This is a genomic window from Cryobacterium lactosi (assembly GCF_004403945.1).
Taxonomy (GTDB): domain Bacteria; phylum Actinomycetota; class Actinomycetes; order Actinomycetales; family Microbacteriaceae; genus Cryobacterium; species Cryobacterium lactosi.
In genome coordinates, this window is record NZ_SOHM01000015.1 from 53,211 (window position 1) to 73,026 (window position 19,816).

Sequence of the window (19,816 nt, forward strand, 5' to 3'; positions counted from 1 at the left end):
CCAGAAAGACGCTCACGTGATCAAGCCAGACCTGACCCTGATAGTTCCCGAAGACCTCGGTACTGTGCACTTCGTGGGTATCGGCGGCTCCGGGATGAGCGGCATTGCCCGTCTGTTCCTCGCCGCCGGCCACACCGTGACCGGTTCCGACTCGCGCGACTCCGACAACGTGCAGGCCCTGCGCGCCCTGGGGGCGACCATCGCCATCGGCCACGACGCGGCCAACGTGGGCGACGCCGACAGTCTGGTCGTCACTGGCGCCCTTTGGCAGGACAACCCCGAATACGTGCTCGCCACCGAACGCGGTCTTCCGGTGCTGCACAGGTCCCAGGCCCTCGCCTGGCTGATCCGCTCGCACCGGCTCGTCTCGGTCGCCGGCGCGCACGGCAAGACCACCTCCACGGGAATGATCGTCACCGGGCTCCTCGGCCTCGGCCAGGACCCCAGCTTCGTCAACGGCGGCGTGATCGAATCCCTCGGCGTCAGTGCCGGCAGCGGATCCGACGATCTCTTCGTGGTTGAGGCCGACGAATCCGACGGCTCATTCCTGCTCTACAACACCGGCATCGCGCTGATCACCAACGTGGACCCGGACCACCTCGACCACTACGGCTCGCTTGAGGCCTTTGAGGCGGCCTTCGTCGAATTCGCGCAGAACGCCGACGAATTCGTCGTGGTCTCCTCCGACGACCCCGGAGCTGTCCACGTCACCGAACGGCTCACCGACAAGCGCATCATCACCTTCGGCGAAGCGGCGGGCGCCACAGCCCGGGTGCACTCCATCGGCACCGCAGGCCCGGTGAGCTTCACCGTGAACTGGGACGGGGTCGACTACTCGGCCACCCTGCGCATCCCCGGCCGCCACAATGCGATCAATGCCGCCGGCGCCTTCGCCGTGCTCGTGGGACTCGGATTCGACCCGGCCTCCTCCCTCGAGGCGATCGCGGCGTTCGGCGGAACCGAGCGCCGGTTCGAACTACACGGCACCGTGCGCGGAGTGAGCGTCTACGACGACTACGCCCACCACCCCACCGAAGTGGCGGCAGCGCTGTCCGCCGCCCGCACAGTCGTCGGCTCCGGCCGGATCATCGCCGTGCACCAGCCGCACCTCTACAGCCGCACCCGGCTGTTCGCTCAGGAATTCGCTGACACGCTCGAGAAGTACGCCGACGAGACCATCGTGCTCGCGGTCTACGGAGCCCGCGAGGACCCCGAACCCGGGGTGACAGGTGCGCTTGTCTCCGAACGCTTCCAGGACCCGGCCCACGTCGCCTACATCCCTGAATGGCAGGATGCCGCTGACTACCTCGGCAGCATAGCCAGGGACGGCGACTTCGTCGTGACGCTCGGGTGTGGAGACGTCTACCGCATCGTGCCGCAGCTGCTCGAATCGCTCGCCGAGGAGTCCTCGGCGGGGACGCGCGGATGACGTACCTCCCTGGCGCCCGGGCATGAAGCGTCCCGCAGGGCCCCCGGCGGCGCCGGCGGCAGCACAGCCCTCCGGGCCGCAGCCGCCCGCCGCACCGCAGCCGCGCCAGAAACCCGCGCGCGGTTCAAACCGGGCTCCAGCGGGAAACGCTGCCGCCCGCAAGGGCGCGGCCTCCCGTGCCGAGCCTGAGGCCGTCACCGAGCCGATAACGCTGCCGCCCTCCGCCACCTCCGCCGCAGCAGGGGACCGGCCGCAGGCCCGGAAGGCGACGAAGCCCCCGCAGCCGACGACGAACCTCACGACGGCGGACCTCCCGCCGACGAATGCCCTGCCGACGAACGCCCTGCCGACAAGTGCCCCGAAATCGAAGGCTCGGAAACCTAAGGCCCAGAACACGACGGCCCGGCGGTCTGACCCCCAGGAGACAGCCGAGGCGTCGGACGCTCCGCTGACCGCGCGCGCGGCTCGCGGCCGGCTGCGCACTGCGCGCCGCGCCCGCAAGCAGTACGAACGCAGCGAGGTACGACGCTTCACCTCGAGGTCCCGGCATCGCCGCAACCTGTGGATCGCCGCGGCAGGCACAGTGGTCGCCCTCGTGGCCTTCGTCCTCGTCGGTGTCTTCTCGCCGCTGATGGCCTTGCGCACGATCGAGATCACCGGCACCAACCGGATCCCCGCGGCCGACGTGGCCCAGGCCCTCGACGGACAGCTGGGCACCCCGTTGCCGTTGCTGGACCTGACCGAGGTGAAGGACCAACTGAGCGAGTTCAGCCTCATCCGCAGCTACGTCACCGAGAGCAGGCCTCCGGACACCCTCGTGGTGCGCATCGTCGAACGCGAACCCATTGGCGCGATAACCTCCACCGCCGGCTTCGACCTTGTCGACGCCGCCGGCGTGGTCATCCAGAGCGGGCCAGACCGCCCGGAGGGCTATCCCCGCATCGATTCCGCCGGCGGCGCGAGCGGTGCCGGCTTCCAGGCCGCCATCGCCGTCGTCCGGGCGTTGCCGGAAGGCATCCGCGGTCAGCTGGACACCGTCACCGCCGCCACGAAGGACGACGTCACCCTCACCCTGGGCGGGGGAGCGCGTGTGGTCTGGGGCAACGCGGAACGAAGCGAATACAAGGCCGTCGTGCTGGCCGCGCTGCTCGTGAGCCACCCCGTCGGAAGCGTGACCGAATACGACGTCTCCTCGCCGGACAGCGCCGTCGTGCGCTGAGATCCGACTGGGTATTTCCGACACGCGGGCGCGCCTCCCCAAGCCACCCCCGGTGGCACCTAACTTCGAATTTAGGAATTGCATACTCAGCATAACTTTAAGCCTCGACTAGAGGTTTAGGGTTCCACCGGAGGCCGGACGTGTCAACTAATCAGAACTACCTAGCAGTCATCAAGGTTGTTGGAATTGGCGGCGGCGGCGTGAACGCCGTCAACCGCATGATCGAGCTCGGCCTCCGAGGGGTCGAATTCATCGCCATCAATACGGATGCCCAGGCACTCCTGATGAGCGATGCAGACGTCAAGCTCGACGTCGGCCGCGACCTCACCCGAGGTCTCGGCGCCGGAGCAGACCCCGAGGTCGGCCGTCGTGCCGCCGAGGACCACGCCGAGGAAATCGAAGAGGCCCTCGCCGGAGCCGACATGGTCTTCGTCACCGCAGGTGAGGGTGGTGGAACCGGCACCGGCGGTGCTCCCGTCGTGGCCAGGATCGCCAAGTCCATCGGCGCCTTGACCATCGGTGTTGTCACGAAGCCGTTCGGCTTCGAGGGCAAGCGCCGCCAGGCCCAGGCGGAGACCGGCGTCGCCTCGCTCAAGAACGAGGTCGACACCCTCATCGTCGTGCCGAACGACCGCCTGCTGGAGATCAGCGACCGTGGCATCAGCATGCTCGAGGCGTTCGCCACCGCAGACCAGGTGCTCCTCGCCGGTGTGCAGGGCATCACCGACCTGATCACCACCCCCGGCCTGATCAACCTCGACTTCGCCGACGTCAAGTCGGTCATGCAGGGTGCAGGTTCCGCCCTGATGGGTATCGGTTCCTCCCGGGGAGCTGACCGTGCCATCAAGGCCGCCGAACTCGCCGTGGCGTCCCCGCTGCTCGAAGCGTCCATCGACGGCGCCCACGGCGTCCTGCTCTCCATCCAGGGTGGCTCCAACCTCGGCATCTTCGAGATCAACGACGCGGCCCGTCTGGTGCAGGAAGCCGTTCACCCCGAAGCCAACATCATCTTCGGTGCCGTCATCGACGACACCCTGGGTGACGAGGTGCGAGTCACCGTCATCGCCGCAGGATTCGACGGCGGTGAGCCCGGCGCCAAGGTGGCCGAGGTTCGTCGCTCCGACCTCGTCGCCGCCGGTGTGGCCGCCGGGGTCTCCGGGGGAGCCGCAGGCGCCATCGCAGGCGCCGCAGCCGCATCCGACAGCGCCCCGATCGCCGAGCCTGCCGGTTCGGTCTGGTCGAGCGACCCCGCGGCGAGCACTCCGGCTGCCGACCCGGCCTTCGAGGACGATTCGGACGACCTGGACATCCCCGATTTCCTGAAGTAATGACCGATCCGCTTCTCTCCCAACGGCTGGCGGACGTGCGTGGCGGCATCATTGACGCCGCACGGCTCGCCGGCCGGTCTGTGGATGACATCACCACGGTCGTGGTGACCAAATTCCAGCCGGTCTCGCTGGTGAGTGAGCTCATCGAGCTCGGCGTGCGCGATTTCGGTGAGAGCCGGCACCAGGAGGCGCAGGCCAAGGCCACAGAACTGGCCGGATCCGGCATCCGGTGGCATTTCGTCGGCCAGGTGCAGGGCAAGAAGGCCCGGCAGATTCGTTCGTACGCCTCGGTCATCCACTCCGTGGACCGCGACTCGCTCGTGACCGGCCTGGCCAGCCCGGTGCCGGATGCCTCAGTGCCGGGTGCCTCGGTGCCGGATGGGTCAGTGCCGGATACCTCAGTGCTGGACTGCTTCGTGCAGGTCAACCTCACCGAAGACCCGGCCAGGGGTGGGGTGTCCATCCCGGACCTCGCGCCGCTGGTGGAACGGGTCATCGCGGCCCCGGGTCTCAGGCTGCTCGGACTGATGGCCGTCGCACCCCTCGGCGCGGATCCGAAGCGCTCATTCGCCCTGGTCAGCGAGCTGGGGTCCCAGATGCGCGGCATCGCCCCCGACGCCCGATATCTGTCAATGGGCATGTCACAGGACTACGCGGCCGCCATCGCCGAAGGCGCGACACACCTGCGAATTGGCACCGCAATCACCGGGAATCGCCCGGCAGCGGTTAATCTGAAAACGTCGTAATACCAACACGGAGGTCGAGATGTCCAACCCGCTCAAGAAAACCATGGTCTACCTGGGTCTGGCAGACGAAGAGCTGGAATATGAGGCGCCCGCAGCGGCTCCCGTCTCCACTCTCCCCACCCAGTCAGCCCATGCCGCGTCGTCCCACGCCACCCCGGCGAACGGATCGCACACGTCCGGCCGCGCACCGGTCACGCCGTTGCACAAGACCTCCACCCCCAAGAATGTTGTCGTGTCTGAAATGAACGAGATCCTCACCGTCCACCCGCGTCAGTACCGCGACGCCCAGGTGATCGCCGAGTCCTTCCGTGAGGGCATCCCGGTCATCATCAACCTGTCCCAGATGAGTGATGCAGACGCTCGCCGTCTCATCGACTTCGCCAGCGGCCTGTCCCAGGGCCTCTACGGCAAGATCGAGCGCGTCACGGCCAAGGTGTTCCTGCTGTCGCCGTCGCACGTCGTGATCTCCGGCGACAACGCCGCTGAGGAGGGGGACACCGATTCCTCCTTCTTCGCCCAGTCCTAACCCGACGTGTCCGTAGTCAACCTGGTCCTCGGGATCGCCTACTACTGCCTGCTTCTCTACTTCTTCGTGATGTGGGGCCGATTCATCGTCGACCTCGTGCGGGGGATCAACAGGTCATGGCGACCGCAAGGGTTCGTCCTCGTGCTCATCGAACTCGTCTACACGCTCACCGACCCGCCGATCAACTTCTTTCGTCGCATCTTCCCGCCGCTGCGCGTCGGCCCGATCGCGTTCGACTTCGGCTGGAGCCTGACGATGCTTTGCTGCATCATCGGCATGTGGATTACGGCGATTCGGTTCTGACTCGCAGCCTCATCAGGGGCTCGGCATGTATTCTTGATCGATGACGGCCAACCGGCCCGGTACAACACCGCGAGCCAGTTGGTCGCATGCACGTGTTCGCACAATCGTTTGTACAACTGTTCGCAATTAAGTTTTGAGGTGGAAAGCCATGGCGCTAACTCCGGAAGATGTAGTCAACAAGAGGTTCCAGTCGACCAAGTTCCGCGAGGGATATGACCAGGACGAGGTTGACGACTTCCTCGACGAGGTCGTTGTCGAGCTGCGACGCCTGACGCAGGAGAACGAGGAGCTCAAGGCTCGTCTCTCCGGCGGCGAGGGCGCGCCTGCCGGTGCCGCTCCGGTCAGTGCGGCTCCTGCCAAGGTCGCGGAGCCCGTCAACACCCCCGAGCCCGTCGCTGAGCCCGTCGCCGCCGTTGTGCCCGAGCCCGTTGCCGCAGCGCCCGTCGCCGCAGCCCCGGCCGCCGAGCCGATCGACGAGACCGCCGGCACGACCAACCTGCTGCAGCTGGCTCGCCGCCTGCACGAGGAGCACGTCAAGGAAGGCGCCGAGAAGCGCGATGCCCTGATCGCCGAGGGCCACGCCACGGCAGCCCGCGTGATCGCGGAGTCCGAAGCCAAGCAGCGCGCTCAGATCAACATTCTCGACAAGGAGCGTTCGGTCCTCGAGAACAAGATCGAAGAGCTGCGCACCTTCGAGCGCGAGTACCGCCAGAAGCTGAAGAGCTACATCGAGGGTCAGCTTCGCGACCTCGACTCCGCGTCGCCCGTCGGCGCCGGTGCGGGCAAGGACTCGGGCAACTCGCCGAAGGCGAGCTTCCAGGGCTTTGGCGCGTAACAACCCGACGAAGGTCAGTTACCGCGCCCTACTCGTCCTGGCCCTCGTGGCCGTGGGCGGGTACGCGCTCGATCAGATCAGCAAGGCCCTCGTCGTCTCTACGATGACCGAGGGCGAGACCGCCCGGGTTCTGGGTGACGTGCTTCAACTGCACTTCATCCGGAACCCCGGCGCGGCGTTCTCCTTCGCCACCGGCCTCACCTGGGTGTTCTCACTCATAGCGGCCGGTGTCGTCGTGTTTGTCGTGTGGTTCGCCCCACGCATCCGTTCAAGCCTCTGGGCGATCGTTTTCGGTCTCCTTCTCGGCGGCGTGCTCGGCAACCTGACCGACCGACTGTTCCGGGAGCCGAGCTTCGGCCTGGGACACGTCGTCGACTTCATCTACACCCCCTGGATGATGCCGGCCATCTACAACATCGCAGACTCCTGCATCGTGGTGAGCATGGTTCTGTTCATGTTCCTCACACTGCGCGGTATCGGCCTCGACGGCCGTCGCACCCCGGCACCTTCTCGGGATGCCCCCGAGCCCGCCGCTGGGACCGACGCCGCTGACGGCCCCGCTCCTCTCGTCACCCCCAACTGAACGGCATCATGGAAAACCGAGCCCTTCCCCTGCCCGACGGCCTGGACGGTGTCCGCGTCGACGCGGGCATCGCCAAGCTGTTCGGCTTTTCACGCAGCTTCGCAGCCGAAATCGCCGAGTCCGACGGCGTCACCCAGGACGGTGTTGTCGTCGGCAAATCGGACAAGCTGCGCGCTGGGGCCTGGCTCGACGTGAGTTGGGCCCCCAAACAGGACCTCGTGATCGTGCCCATCGCGGTACCCGACCTCACCATCGTGCATGACGACGACGACATCGTCGTGGTGAACAAGCCCTCCGGCGTCGCCGCACACCCCAGCGTCGGCTGGACCGGTCCGACGGTACTCGGCGCCCTGGCCGCCGCCGGCTACCGGATCGCCACGTCCGGGGCCTCTGAGCGCGCCGGCATCGTGCACCGCCTCGACGTGGGCACCAGCGGCCTGATGGTCGTCGCCAAGTCCGAGAACGCTTACACGCACCTCAAGCGGGCATTCCACGACCGGGAGGTCGACAAGATCTACCACGCCGTCGTGCAGGGCCACCCAGACCCGTCCAGCGGCACCATTGACGCACCGATCGGACGCCACCCGCGCTCGGACTGGAAGTTCGCCGTGATCGCAGGAGGCAAGGACTCCGTCACGCATTACGAGACGCTCGAAGCATTTCCGTCGGCGTCCCTGCTCGAGGTGCACCTCGAAACCGGCCGCACCCACCAGATCCGGGTGCACATGGCCGCCCAGCGGCATCCGTGTGTGGGTGACGCCATGTACGGCGCCGATGCGAAGATCACCGCAAGGCTGGGACTGACCCGCCAGTGGCTGGTCGCCAAGCAGCTCTCGTTCGAGCACCCGTCCAGCCGCGAGTGGGTCACCTTCAACGCCGAGTACCCGGACGACCTGGCCAACGCCCTGCGCATTCTGCGTGGCGATTAGGCCGCGTTGATCAGAGCAGGGTCGTCTCCTGGCGCTTAGGCTGGAACACCAGCACCCCTCCTTCTTCATCAGATAAACCCCAGAGCAGCTGGAGCAGTAGTGTCGTCGCAGAATGATTCGTTCGTCCACCTTCACGTGCACAGCGAGTACTCCATGCTCGATGGTGCCGCGCGGGTGAAACCCCTGATCGCGGCGGCCGCCGAACAGAAGATGCCGGCCATCGCGGTCACCGACCACGGCAACGTGTTCGGGGCATTCGACTTCTGGAAGACGGCTACCGACGCCGGAATCAAGCCCATCATCGGCACCGAGGCGTACATCACGCCCGGCACCGACCGCCGGGACAAGACCAGGGTCAAGTGGGGGACCAACGCGCAGAACCGCGACGACGTCGGTGGCAGCGGCGCGTACACGCACATGACGCTGCTCTCGGAGAACACCGAGGGCATGCACAACCTGTTCAGGCTGTCTTCGCTCGCGTCGCTCGAGGGCTACTACTTCAAGCCCCGGATGGACCGCGAGCTGCTCAGCACCTACTCGAAGGGCCTGATCGGCACGACAGGGTGCGTCGGTGGCGAGGTGCAGACCCGGCTGCGGCTCGGCCAGTACGACGAGGCCAGGCAGGCCGCGGGGGAGCTCCGCGACATCTTCGGCAAGGACAACTTCTTCTGCGAGATCATGGACCACGGCATCGACATCGAGCGCCGCACCATGACCGACCTGCTCAAGCTCGCCAAGGAACTCGATCTCCCGCTGGTGGCGACCAACGACCTGCACTACACCCACGCGCACGACGCCACGGCGCACGCAGCCCTGCTCTGCGTGCAGTCCGCCTCCACTCTGGATGACCCCAACCGGTTCAAGTTCGACTCGAACGAGTTCTACCTCAAGACCGCCGCCGAAATGCGCCACCTGTTCAGGGACAACCCCGAGGCCTGCGACAACACGCTGCTCATCGCCGAGCGCTGCGACGTCAAGTTCAACACCCAGGCCAACTACATGCCCCGGTTCCCCACCCCCGAGGGGGAGAACGAGGAGAGCTGGTTCATCAAGGAGACCGAGCTCGGCCTGATCCGCCGGTACCCGAACGGCATCACAGCGGCCGTGCGCAAGCAGGCCGACTACGAGGTCGGCGTCATCACCCAGATGGGCTTCCCCGGCTACTTCCTGGTCGTGGCCGACTTCATCAACTGGTCCAAGGACAACGGCATCCGGGTCGGCCCCGGCCGTGGTTCGGGCGCCGGTTCGATGGTCGCCTACGCGATGGGCATCACCGACCTCGACCCGCTGGTGCACGGCCTGATCTTCGAGCGTTTCCTGAACCCCGACCGCGTCTCCATGCCCGACTTCGACGTCGACTTCGACGATCGTCGCCGCGGCGAGGTCATCCACTACGTCACCGAGAAGTACGGCTCGGAGCGCGTTGCTCAGATCGTCACCTATGGCACCATCAAGGCCAAGCAGGCCCTGAAGGACTCCAGCCGGGTGCTCGGCTTCCCGTTCGGCATGGGCGACAAGCTCACCAAGGCCATGCCGCAGCCCATCATGGGCAAGGACATGCCGCTGACCGGAATGTTCGACAAGGACCACCCGCGGTACCGTGAGGCCGGCGACTTCAGGGCCGTCATCGAGACGGATGCTGAAGCCCGCACGGTCTTCGACACCGCGCTGGGCATCGAGAACCTCAAGCGCCAGTGGGGCGTGCACGCGGCCGGCGTTATTATGTCGTCCGACCCTCTGATCGACATCATCCCGATCATGCGCCGCGAGGCCGACGGCCAGATCGTCACGCAGTTCGACTACCCGGCCTGCGAGAGCCTGGGCCTGATCAAGATGGACTTCCTCGGGCTGCGCAACCTCACCATCATCGATGACACCCTCGACAACATCGAGGCCAACCGCGGGCATCGCCCGGTGCTCGAAGACCTCGGCCTTGACGACCCACTCGCCTACGAACTGCTCGCCCGTGGCGACACCCTCGGAGTGTTCCAGCTCGACGGCGGCCCGATGCGCGCGCTGCTGCGCAGCATGAAGCCCGACAACTTCGAAGACATCTCGGCCGTCATCGCGCTGTACCGGCCCGGCCCCATGGGGGCGAACTCGCACACCAACTACGCCCTGCGCAAGACCGGCCAGCAGGAGATCATCCCGATTCACAAGGAGCTCGAAGAGCCGCTCAAGGACATAATCGGCGGTACCTACGGACTCATCGTCTACCAGGAGCAGGTGATGTCGATCGCGCAGAAGCTGGCCGGCTTCACCCTCGGCCAGGCCGACCTCCTACGCCGCGCGATGGGTAAGAAGAAAAAGTCCGAACTGGACAAGCAGTTCGAGGGCTTCTCCGGCGGAATGATGGCCAACGGCTACTCGATGGAAGCCGTTACCACCGTGTGGAACATCCTTCTACCGTTCTCCGACTACGCCTTCAACAAGGCCCACTCGGCCGCGTACGGCGTGCTGAGTTACTGGACCGCCTATCTCAAAGCGCATTACCCCGCCGAGTACATGGCGGCGCTGCTGACCAGTGTCGGTGACGCCAGGGACAAGCTGGCGCTCTACCTCAACGAGTGCCGTCGCATGGGCATCCAGGTGCTGCCGCCGGACGTCAACGAGTCGATCGGCTTCTTCGCCGCCGTCGGCACAGACATCCGGTTCGGCCTGGGCGCCGTGCGCAACGTCGGCTTCAACGTGGTCGAGTCGATCAGGGCCGCGCGCACCGAGAAGGGTGACTTCGAGTCCTTCCACGACTTCCTGCGCAAGGTTCCGCTGCAGGTCACGAACAAGCGCACGGTGGAATCGCTGATCAAGTCCGGCGCCTTCGACTCCCTGGGCTCGACCCGCCGGGCCATGTTCGAAATCCATGAAGGCGCTGTCGACTCCGCGGTCAAGATCAAGCGTGACGAGTCCCACGGCATGGTCGGCTTCGACTTCGACAGCCTGTTCGACGACCCTCAGGAGACCGAGCAGGTACCGGAACGGCCGGAGTGGAGCAAGAAGGAGAAGCTGGCGCTCGAGCGTGACATGCTCGGTCTCTACGTCTCCGACCACCCGTTGGCGGGTCTCGAAATCCCCCTGGCGAAGCATGCCAGCACCACCATCACCGACCTGATCAGCTCCGAGCACACCCAGGATGCCGACACGGTCACCGTGGCCGGGCTCATCACCAATGTGCAACACCGGATCGCCAAGAAGTCCGGCAACCAGTACGGCATCATCTCGGTCGAGGACTTCGGCGGTGAAATCGATGTCATGTTCATGGGCAAGGCGTACCAGGAGTTCTCCCTGGACCTCGTCAGCGACTCCGTCGTGGTTGTCCGGGGCCGGGTGAGCCTCCGCGACGACGGCATGAACCTGCACGCGTACAGCATCTTCGCTCCCGAACTCGGGCAGGCGTCCGACCACGGCACCCTCTCGATCACGCTGTTCGAGGCCCGCGCCACAACGGACACCGTGACCCAGCTGGGCGAGGTGCTCAAGCGGCACGGCGGAACCTCGGAGGTGCGCCTCAAGCTGATCAAGGGCGACACCGCCCGCGTCTTCGAGCTGCCGAGCCGGGTGACGGTGACCGCCGACCTCTTCGGCGAGCTGAAGAGCCTCCTGGGTCCCTACTGCCTCACCTAGACCGCCTCACCTAGACCGCCTCACCTAGACCGCCTCACCTAGACCGCCTCACCTAATCCGCCCAGCAGGGTCATCGGCCTCGGTCGATTTTGTTGACCCGTGCTGAGCACGTCGAAGCGGACCTCGTGGGCCGACGGGTCGGCGTGGGCTAGAACGGCGGGTTTTCGGGGACCGGTGGTGTCGGTGTCCGGGTCTGCCGGTGTCGGGGCATCAGGTAGCTCTCTTCCGCGGGTCGTTTCCGGTTTTTCGGTCCCACCACCTGTGGGAGTGGTCGGGGTGGTCCCATGGGGTTGGCTGGGTCGGTGCGGTAGCTGCGTTTCCCGGGGGAGGTCCAGAGCAGGATTCCGCCCGGTTCCTGGGTGACTCGCCACTGCGAGAGGTGTTTGAGTCTGTGGTGGGGTTCGCAGAGATGGGCGAGGTTGTGGCAGTCGGTCTTGCCGCCGCCGGCCCAGTCTTCGGTGTGGTCGACGTCGCTCGTGACGGCGGGCCGGGAGCAGCCGGGGAATCGGCAGGTTTCGTCGCGTACCCGCAGCCACTTTTTCATGGCTTTGGTGTTCTTGTGCTGGGTTTTGCCCAGCGAGAGCACGACCCCGGTTTCGGGGTGGGTGAGCAGCCGGGTGAAGCTGGGTGCGTGTCCGGCGATCTGCCGGGCGATCTCGGGGGAGATCGGCCCGTAGCCTTCGAGGGTGGCGGGTTCCTCGTCCAGGCCGAGGAGTGTGAGCACGGGCACGGTGATCATCACGGTGCCGCGGATCCCGGCGCCCATCCCGTCCGGGGTGATGCCGTCCAGCAGCAGGGCCCGGGTGATGTCGGCGCGGAGCTGGTCGAGGGTGCGCTTCTTCTCCGCCGCGTCCTCAGCCCGGCGCGAGTCGGCGCCCGCACCCGCTGCGGCCGGGTCGCTCACGCCGTCGCCATCTGCCCGAGCGCCGGCTTCCCCGGCGTCAGCGTCAGGGCCGGCCTGGGTGGGGTCGCCGGCCTTCTTCAGGCTCACCGCCATGGTGTTGATCCGGTCGTAGGCGGCTTTGGTGTCGTGGGCGGTGCCGTACCAGTGCAACCACCCCATCCCATCCGGGGCGGCCTCCCACCGGCTGTGCCGGTCGGCGAGGGCATTGGTGGTGCGGGTCACGATGGATTCCGGGTGCAGTCTCTCTCGGAGTCGGCGGGCCCTGTCCGTGAACCGGGCGACCGGGAGTCGTTTCGCGTCCGGCAGGACTTTCTCTTCGAAGGCTTCCTGGTCTTCGGCGGGCAGGGTGCGCATCTGGTCGATGAGCACGGTGGCGTGCCGGTAGCTGATCTCCCCGCTGGAGAGCGCCTCGAACGTCGCCGGGGCCGACAGGAGCCAGAGCGACTGCTCCATCAGGTGTTCCACCGTGCGTTCGTGCATCCGCAGCAGGCACGCGGTCTCGCTCACGATGGTGCGCCGGGCCACCTCCCGGTCCTCCCACCGACCATACGCGGCCGCGCGGGCCTGATCCTCGGTCAGGGTCGCCGCGTTCACGTCGGCCAACCGGATGCTCTCCGGGTTGCCGTGCAGCCGGGAAGACACCTGCGGGTCCTCGCTCCAGCACTGCAGCTCCACGAGGAACTCCGCCTGCCGGGCCTGCGCGTGCGCGATGGCCCGGGCCTCGGCCGCGATCAGTGCGGTGCGGCGGGCCAGCTCCGTGCAGACCAACTCGTCCAGGGCCGGATCGGGGACATAGGGCTCAAGCCCGATCGGTTCGGGCCCGGCCTGTTCGGGCCCGGCCTGTTCGGGCCCGACCTGTTCCGGCCCGGCCTGTTCGGGCCCGACCGCGGTGGGCTCGAGTGCCGGTTCGGCCGCGGTGGACTCCGCCGACCCAGCGTGCGCCGGGTCGACAGGAGTGGGGGTGTTGCCAGGTGGAGCGGACTCCGGAGAGCAATGGTCATCATCCGGAGCGGGCGGTGTTGCCTGGTCGGGGTTACTCATAATGAGATCGTCTCACCTACCACCGACACTGCCGCCGCCCGCTCCCACACCCCACCCGACCCATCCGCGAACCGTGAGAAAAGCCCCAAAAATCGTGAAAACATGGGGCTTAACTCACAGTTCGCGAGGGGGAGCGAGGGCGGGCTAACGGAGGATCTCGACCATGAGGACCCAGGCGTCGAGCATCGAGCCGACCACGGTCAGCACTACTCCGGCCGCCAGGCAGTAGAGACCGGCACTGGACATAACCGCACTGGAGAGGCCCGCACTGGTCACTCCCGCACTGGAGAGTCCCGGACCGATGCCGGCAAGGACCAGGAGCAGGGCGCCCACAACCACGGGGAGCAGCTGCAGGGCCGCCAGCGCCACGTAGAGCACCAAGGGACGCCCCGGGCCCTCACCCTCACGCCTCCGAAGGCGCAGGGACACAGCGTGCAGCACGATCACGGGCACGACGGCGACAAGGGCCTCGGCGCCGAGCAACACCGCGGGCTGCCCGGGCACCAGGATCAGGGCTGCCGTCACCACGACCAGCACAAGGGACCCGACCGCTGCCGCCGCCCGGGCCGTGAGCCCGGGATACGCCAGGATCTCCTTGATATTGACCGAGATCGCCACCATCACGAGACCAGCCAGCGCCGCCGCCGCACCCGCCATCGCCACGGCGAAGTCACCCCAGCCAGTCGTCACCGTGCCGTCCATATACCCCTCGCCCACAGCCACCTTCGCTCAGCTGCCCACACGATAGCGCGACAGCCACACGTGTCAGCCACCAGCACGTTGACAGCCTCTGGTCCTACGCTGGTCTCATGAGAACGCGCAGCGGAGAACCCATCTACAGCACGGCGATCACGGCGGGGCGCGCAATTTTCGGAGCCTTCAGATTGAGGCCATCTGTGACCGGCCTCACCAACCTGCCGGATGCCGGCGGAGCGGTGCTCGCCATCACCCACTTCGGCTACGCGGATTTCGCCCTGGTCGAATGGATGACCTGGCGGAAGAACCGCCGACACATCCGCTTCATGGCGAAAAAGGGCGCGTTCGACAAGCCCGTCGTCGGATGGCTCCTGCGCGGAATGCGGCACATCAACGTCGACATGACGGCCGGAGCCCAGGCCTACGCCGATGCCGTGCGGGCGCTCGGAGCCGGCGAACTCGTGGGGGTGTTCCCCGAGGGGGGTGTGAACGCCTCGTTCACCGTGCGCGACCTCAAGACCGGGGCAGCACGGATGGCCAAGGAAGCCAGGGTGCCCATCGTTCCGATCGCCGTCTGGGGCGGCCACCGGCTGCTCACGAAGAACCACAAACCGTCACTGGGGGAGGCCTACCGCACACCGGTCTCCTTCGCGGTCGGCACTCCGATCACGGTAGGTGCCGACGACGACCCGCAGAAGGTCACCGATCGGCTGCACGGGGTGCTGCAGGGGCTCGTCGACGGCCTGCAGGCCCGGTACCCGGACCCGGGAGCTGGCCGTTGGTGGCAACCTGCCCACCTCGGCGGAACAGCGCCCACACCGGCGGAGGCCGCCGCAACGGAAGCCGAACGGCAACGGCGCAAAGCCGCTGCCCGGGCGGCCGCGACGCCGACGGCCTAAGCCCGCCTGCCTGCAGTCACGGCACGAGCGTCCCAGCGCCCGGGTGACTAGACGGTCTCGCCCAGAGCCCGGTAGCGGCGCTCGTGATAGATCAGCGCCTCGTCGTCCTCGCCCAGGCCGCCGCCTTCGATCTGGACCACGACAACGGCGGCGTTGTGCACGCTCACGCGCTCCACGATGCGGCCGACCATCCACGACGTGACGTCATTGAGCACCGGCAGCCCATACGGCCCCACCCGCCAATGATCACCGACGAATCGCTCGGTGTTGGGACCGGCCAGGCGCTCGGCCAGCGAGCGGTTGCGCAACCCGAGCAGGTGGATGACAACGCGTTCGGTCTCCACGATGGCCGGCCAGGAACTGGCCGACTTCGCCATGTTGAAAGTCGCCAGGGGAGGTACCGCCGACATCGAGGCCAGGGAGGTCGCGGTGAATCCGACCGGGTGGCCCAGGGCATCCAGTGCCGTCACCACCGCGACTCCGGCCGCGTGACGGCGGAACGCGTTCTTGAATGCGGCCAGATCACCCGGGGCGTTCGGGTCGGTGTCGAGGGCCGGGGCGCGGGGGAGCCCGGCCGGTTCCGTGGTGCGATCGCTCATAGTGGGTGCCAATCGTTTCACCGACCAGCCTATTCCCGTGCGCCGGGCGTTCTTGGATAAGCTGGAGGAACATGATCCAGACGATTGACCTTCGAGGAACGCGGCCTGCTCCGGCCGAACTTTTGGCCTCGGTGCCCCGGGCCCTCACCAGCGTCACCGTCGCCAGTGACGTCGCAGCCGAACTGATCGACGACGTGCGCGCGCGCGGCGTTGACGCACTGCTCGACCAGGCCGAACGCCTCGACCGGGTGCGCCCCGAGCATGTGCGGGTGCCGGCCTCCCACGTCGAAGAAGCCCTCGCCGCCCTCGACCCGGATGTCCGGACCGCGATCGAGGAGACCATCCGTCGGGTGCGACTCGCCAGCGCCGCGCAGGTTCCGCCGCTGGTCACAACAACCATCGCCGATGGCGCCGAAATTGTGCAGCGCTGGCGCCCCGTACAGCGGGTCGGTCTCTACGTGCCGGGCGGCAAGGCCGTATACCCGTCCAGCGTCGTGATGAACGTGGTCCCCGCCCAGGTGGCCGGCGTCACCTCCATCGCCCTCGCCTCCCCGCCGCAGAGCCACTTCGATGGGCGGGTGCACCCCACCATCCTCGCCGTGGCCGGCCTGCTCGGCGTCGACGAGATCTACGCCATGGGCGGCGCCGGCGCTGTCGGTGCCTTCGCCTACGGCGTTCCCGGTCTGGGACTCGACCCCGTGCAGCTTGTCACCGGCCCCGGCAACGTCTACGTGGCCGCCGCAAAGCGTCTGGTGCGCGGCGTCACCGGGATCGACTCTGAAGCCGGCCCGACCGACATCCTGGTGATCGCCGATGCCGAAGCCGACCCCGCTTTCGTCGCCGCTGACCTGGTCAGTCAGGCCGAGCACGACGAGCTCGCGGCCGCCGTGCTGGTCACGGATTCCGCCCAGCTCGCGACCGCCGTCGAGGCTCTGCTGACCGATCTGGCCGACAGCACGACGCACAGCGAACGGGTGACGGCGTCGCTGGGAGGCAGCCAGTCGGCCATCGTGCTGGTCGACGACCTCGAGCAAGCCGCCGCGTTCAGCAACGCGTTCGGCCCGGAGCACCTCGAGATTCAGACCGTCGACCCCGATGCCGTGCTCGCCCTGATCGACAACGCCGGCGCCATCTTCCTCGGCCCGTACGCACCGGTCAGCCTCGGCGACTACGCGGCCGGGTCCAACCACGTACTGCCCACCGGGGGACAAGCTCGATTCTCCGCGGCCCTCGGCGCGTACACTTTCCTGCGCCCGCAGCAGGTGGTGCGGTACACCCGCGAGGGCCTGTCGGGCGTCGCCGAGCACATCCTGGCCCTGTCCGCCGCAGAGGCATTGCCCGCGCACGGCGACGCCGTCAGCGCGCGATTCACCAAACCCTCGGAACGGTAGGCTCGTAAGCACAATGTATTGCCCGTTCTGTCGCCACCCCGATTCCCGCGTCATCGACTCGCGCACCAGCGATGACGGGCTCTCGATCCGCCGCCGCCGACAGTGCCCTGAGTGCGGTCGCCGGTTCAGCACCACCGAAACGGCCAGCCTCAACATCATCAAGCGCAGCGGCGTCGTCGAACCGTTCAGCCGCGAGAAGATCGTCTCCGGCGTGCGCAAGGCCTGCCAGGGCCGCCCGGTCACCGACTCGGACCTGGCCATGCTTGCGCAGAAGGTCGAGGAGACCATCCGCCAGACCGGAGCGTCCCAGATCGAGGCCAACGACATCGGCCTGGCTATCCTCGCCCCGCTGCGAGACCTTGATGAAGTGGCCTACCTGCGCTTCGCCAGCGTCTACCAGGCGTTCGACTCGCTGGACGACTTCGAGAGCGCGATCGCCCAGCTGCGCACCGAACACGCCGCCGCCACGATGGACTCCGACCCCGACCCGGAACGGTAGACGTGTACCCGACTCTTTTCAAGCTGGTTCTCACCCGGCTCGACCCCGAGCAGGCGCATCACCTGGCCTTCGAGGTAATCCGATGGCTCCCGCGAGTCGGTCTCGGCCCGCTCGTGCACCGATTCACCCGCCCGCGCACCGATATCGGGGTGGACGCCCTCGGTCTGCACTTCGACTCGCCGTTCGGCGTTGCCGCCGGTTTTGACAAGGACGGCCACGCCGTGATCGGTCTGGGCCGCCTGGGTTTCGGGCATGTCGAGGTCGGCACGCTCACCGCAATCGCCCAGCCCGGCAACCCCAAACCCCGGCTGTTCCGGCTGATCGCCGACCGCGCCGTCATCAACCGGATGGGCTTCAACAACGGCGGAGCCGAGGCGGCCGTCGCACGCCTGCGCCAGGTGCGAGCGACCCGCAGCCGCCCCGTCCTTGGCATCAATATCGGCAAGAGCCGGGTCACCGCCGTCGAGGATGCCACGGCCGACTACCTGGTCAGCACCATCGCCCTGGCTCCGCTCGCGGACTACCTCGTGGTCAACGTCAGCTCACCGAACACACCGGGACTGCGCGGCCTGCAGGAACTCGACCAGTTGGCCCCGCTGCTGACGGCAGTTCAGGACCGGGCCGGCGACACCCCGCTGCTGGTCAAGATCGCCCCCGACCTCACCGATGACGAAGTCACCCGCATTGCCGGCCTGACCGTGGAGCTCGGCCTGGCCGGCATCATCGCCACCAACACCACCATCAGCAGGGAGAACTTGTTGACCGACCCGGGAGTTGTGGCCGCCTCCGGAGCGGGCGGGCTTTCCGGCGCGCCCCTGAACGACCGGTCTCTGGCGGTGCTGCGCCTGATTCGGGCCAGTGTGCCGGCGGACCTGTGCGTGATCTCGGTCGGTGGAGTCGAGACCGCGCAGCAGGTCGTCGAACGTCTCGACGCCGGGGCCACCCTGGTGCAGGGCTACACGGGCTTCCTCTACCGCGGCCCGCTCTGGGCCCGGCAGATCAACCGCGGACTCGACCGGCTGCTCGCGGGGCGTCGCGCCGCCCCAGTCCTCTCCTGACCGGCCGTTCCCAACCTGCCTCGTCTGACTGACGGGCTGGCCGCCGCCAGGCGTTCAAGCCCTGCCCGCCGCGAACCGTCTCAGTCGCTCGGGCCGGGCGCGCTGGGATCTTCGATGAGTCCGAGGTCCGCCAGTTGCGACGCCAGGCTCGCGCCGTCAGGCCCGTAGACCCAGAGCGCGTCAGGCTTGGCCCCGGCCGCATCCTTGGCCCGGCGGCCGGCCAGTACGGCCTCGCTCGGCGACAGCCGGCGGATGGCGACCGCGGCGACACTCTGAGGGAAGTCCTGCTGGAATTCGCTGTAGATGGCCTCGTCGTGCTGGCCGTCGTCGCCGATCAGGATCCACTTCATCTCGGGGAATTCCTGCGCCAGACGACGCAGGTTGTCCCTCTTGTGATCGCGACCGCTGCGGAACAACCTGTCGTGGGTCGGGCCCCAATCGGTCAGCAGCAAGGCCCCGGGCGGGTACAGGTTGCGGGAAAGAAAGCGGCTGAGGGTTGGCGCTACATTCCAGGCGCCGGTCGAGAGATAGATCACGGGGGCGCCCGGTGTCGCGTCGGCGAGACGGTCGAGCAGAACGGCCATGCCCGGCGTGGGAACGCGGGCGTGCTCGTCCAGGACGAAGGTGTTCCACGCCGCCAGCAACGGCCGGGGCAGGGTGGTGACCATGACGGTGTCGTCGACGTCGGAGATGACACCGGTTCGCACGTCAGGGGCGACCACGAAGACCGGCGCCTCGACGCTCTCTGAGGCGTGGGTGTGCAGCGTGGCGGTGTGCCAGCCCGGCGCCAGATTGACCTCCATCACAGTGTCGACGACACCACCGCGGTCTGCCTGCACCCGATGGGCCTTGCCGCCGATGTCGATGGTGACCGTGACGTCGTTGACAGGCACGCTCGTGAAGCTGCGCCAGCCCCGGATGCTCGCATCGCGTCCGTCATTGCGACGCTTCCTTCGGGTGCTGCGGCCAGCCTTCACAGGCTTGGACAGCAGAACGCGGCACAGGATTCGCACGCGCTCCGTGGTGCCGTAGCCGGAGTACGGGATGACGATCGGCAGATGTCCGCGCCGGCGGGCGAACTTCTCACGCTTGTCATGCAGCCAATCCTCGATCCGGGCCGCTCGGTGCATGAGGCGCGCAGGGTCCAGGGGCATGGCGGGCGTGGCGGGGGACTTTGACACACCTCAGTCTCTCATGCGCCGCAGCGTCC

Annotated in this window: 18 protein-coding genes; 14 read left to right on the forward strand and 4 right to left on the reverse strand. The window is 67.3% G+C overall.

Translation table 11 applies throughout. The features are described 5' to 3' along the window. Positions 1 to 16 precede the first annotated feature (16 nt). The 10 genes from murC to dnaE all read left to right on the forward strand — a co-directional run bounded on the left by murC (position 17) and on the right by dnaE (position 11,519). Entirely contained in the window at positions 17 to 1,429 is a 1,413-nt protein-coding gene (murC, locus tag E3T61_RS08080) for a UDP-N-acetylmuramate--L-alanine ligase (protein WP_134640350.1), read from the forward strand. A 22-nt stretch (positions 1,430 to 1,451) separates the two neighbouring features. Then, positions 1,452 to 2,648, forward strand: a complete 1,197-nt coding sequence (locus tag E3T61_RS08085; protein WP_134640351.1) for a cell division protein FtsQ/DivIB — start codon at positions 1,452 to 1,454, stop codon at positions 2,646 to 2,648. Positions 2,649 to 2,788: 140 nt separating this feature from the next. Beyond that, on the forward strand, positions 2,789 to 3,976 hold the full coding sequence (gene ftsZ, locus E3T61_RS08090; RefSeq protein ID WP_134640352.1) for a cell division protein FtsZ: 1,188 nt from the start codon (positions 2,789 to 2,791) through the stop codon (positions 3,974 to 3,976). Continuing rightward, a complete protein-coding gene (locus tag E3T61_RS08095) occupies positions 3,976 to 4,722 on the forward strand; it encodes a YggS family pyridoxal phosphate-dependent enzyme (protein ID WP_134640353.1) in 747 nt (248 codons plus the stop codon). The genes ftsZ and E3T61_RS08095 overlap by 1 nt, the downstream gene beginning before the upstream one ends. A gap of 19 nt (positions 4,723 to 4,741) precedes the next feature. Continuing rightward, a complete protein-coding gene (locus E3T61_RS08100) occupies positions 4,742 to 5,248 on the forward strand; it encodes a cell division protein SepF (RefSeq protein WP_130176606.1) in 507 nt (168 codons plus the stop codon). Between the two features lie 6 nt (positions 5,249 to 5,254). After that, complete coding sequence (locus E3T61_RS08105) at positions 5,255 to 5,551, forward strand: YggT family protein (protein WP_134640354.1); 297 nt, start codon at positions 5,255 to 5,257, stop codon at positions 5,549 to 5,551. A 148-nt stretch (positions 5,552 to 5,699) separates the two neighbouring features. Then, positions 5,700 to 6,386, forward strand: coding sequence for a DivIVA domain-containing protein (locus E3T61_RS08110; protein ID WP_134640355.1), 687 nt, complete (start codon positions 5,700 to 5,702; stop codon positions 6,384 to 6,386). Then, positions 6,376 to 6,969: a signal peptidase II gene (gene lspA, locus E3T61_RS08115; protein ID WP_134640356.1), complete on the forward strand. Its 594-nt coding sequence runs from the start codon at positions 6,376 to 6,378 to the stop codon at positions 6,967 to 6,969. Before E3T61_RS08110 ends, lspA begins: the two co-directional genes overlap by 11 nt. A gap of 8 nt (positions 6,970 to 6,977) precedes the next feature. Then, the gene (locus E3T61_RS08120) at positions 6,978 to 7,898 is read left to right on the forward strand and encodes an RluA family pseudouridine synthase (RefSeq protein WP_134640357.1); all 921 of its coding nucleotides are present in this window, start codon (positions 6,978 to 6,980) and stop codon (positions 7,896 to 7,898) included. 153 nt (positions 7,899 to 8,051) lie between these two features. After that, the gene (gene dnaE / locus E3T61_RS08125) at positions 8,052 to 11,519 is read left to right on the forward strand and encodes a DNA polymerase III subunit alpha (RefSeq protein ID WP_134640460.1); all 3,468 of its coding nucleotides are present in this window, start codon (positions 8,052 to 8,054) and stop codon (positions 11,517 to 11,519) included. A gap of 148 nt (positions 11,520 to 11,667) precedes the next feature. Here dnaE and E3T61_RS08130 read toward each other — a convergent pair whose 3' ends face one another. Together E3T61_RS08130 and E3T61_RS08135 are read right to left on the reverse strand one after the other, a co-directional pair. Next, on the reverse strand, positions 11,668 to 13,464 hold the full coding sequence (locus E3T61_RS08130) for a hypothetical protein (protein ID WP_134640358.1): 1,797 nt from the start codon (positions 13,462 to 13,464) through the stop codon (positions 11,668 to 11,670). Positions 13,465 to 13,608: 144 nt separating this feature from the next. Next, positions 13,609 to 14,154 carry a hypothetical protein gene (locus E3T61_RS08135; protein WP_134640359.1) on the reverse strand — a complete coding sequence of 182 codons (546 nt, stop codon included), beginning with the start codon at positions 14,152 to 14,154 and terminating at the stop codon, positions 13,609 to 13,611. A 119-nt stretch (positions 14,155 to 14,273) separates the two neighbouring features. Here E3T61_RS08135 and E3T61_RS08140 point away from each other — a divergent pair, with 119 nt between their 5' ends. After that, positions 14,274 to 15,059 carry a lysophospholipid acyltransferase family protein gene (locus E3T61_RS08140; RefSeq protein WP_134640360.1) on the forward strand — a complete coding sequence of 262 codons (786 nt, stop codon included), beginning with the start codon at positions 14,274 to 14,276 and terminating at the stop codon, positions 15,057 to 15,059. 47 nt (positions 15,060 to 15,106) lie between these two features. Here E3T61_RS08140 and E3T61_RS08145 read toward each other — a convergent pair whose 3' ends face one another. Beyond that, positions 15,107 to 15,658: a flavin reductase family protein gene (locus tag E3T61_RS08145; protein ID WP_134640361.1), complete on the reverse strand. Its 552-nt coding sequence runs from the start codon at positions 15,656 to 15,658 to the stop codon at positions 15,107 to 15,109. Positions 15,659 to 15,729: 71 nt separating this feature from the next. On the opposite strand from E3T61_RS08145, the gene hisD reads away from it, so the two are divergent. From hisD to E3T61_RS08160, 3 genes are read left to right on the forward strand one after another with little or no spacing between them, the layout of a single operon-like run. Then, the gene (gene hisD / locus E3T61_RS08150; RefSeq protein WP_134640362.1) at positions 15,730 to 17,049 is read left to right on the forward strand and encodes a histidinol dehydrogenase; all 1,320 of its coding nucleotides are present in this window, start codon (positions 15,730 to 15,732) and stop codon (positions 17,047 to 17,049) included. Between the two features lie 13 nt (positions 17,050 to 17,062). Further along, positions 17,063 to 17,548 carry a transcriptional regulator NrdR gene (gene nrdR / locus E3T61_RS08155; RefSeq protein ID WP_134640363.1) on the forward strand — a complete coding sequence of 162 codons (486 nt, stop codon included), beginning with the start codon at positions 17,063 to 17,065 and terminating at the stop codon, positions 17,546 to 17,548. Positions 17,549 to 17,550: 2 nt separating this feature from the next. Continuing rightward, on the forward strand, positions 17,551 to 18,606 hold the full coding sequence (locus E3T61_RS08160; protein WP_134640364.1) for a quinone-dependent dihydroorotate dehydrogenase: 1,056 nt from the start codon (positions 17,551 to 17,553) through the stop codon (positions 18,604 to 18,606). A gap of 80 nt (positions 18,607 to 18,686) precedes the next feature. Here the strand turns inward: E3T61_RS08160 and E3T61_RS08165 are convergent, their stop codons facing one another. After that, positions 18,687 to 19,760, reverse strand: coding sequence for an App1 family protein (locus E3T61_RS08165; protein WP_241992468.1), 1,074 nt, complete (start codon positions 19,758 to 19,760; stop codon positions 18,687 to 18,689). Between the last annotated feature and the right edge of the window lie 56 nt (positions 19,761 to 19,816).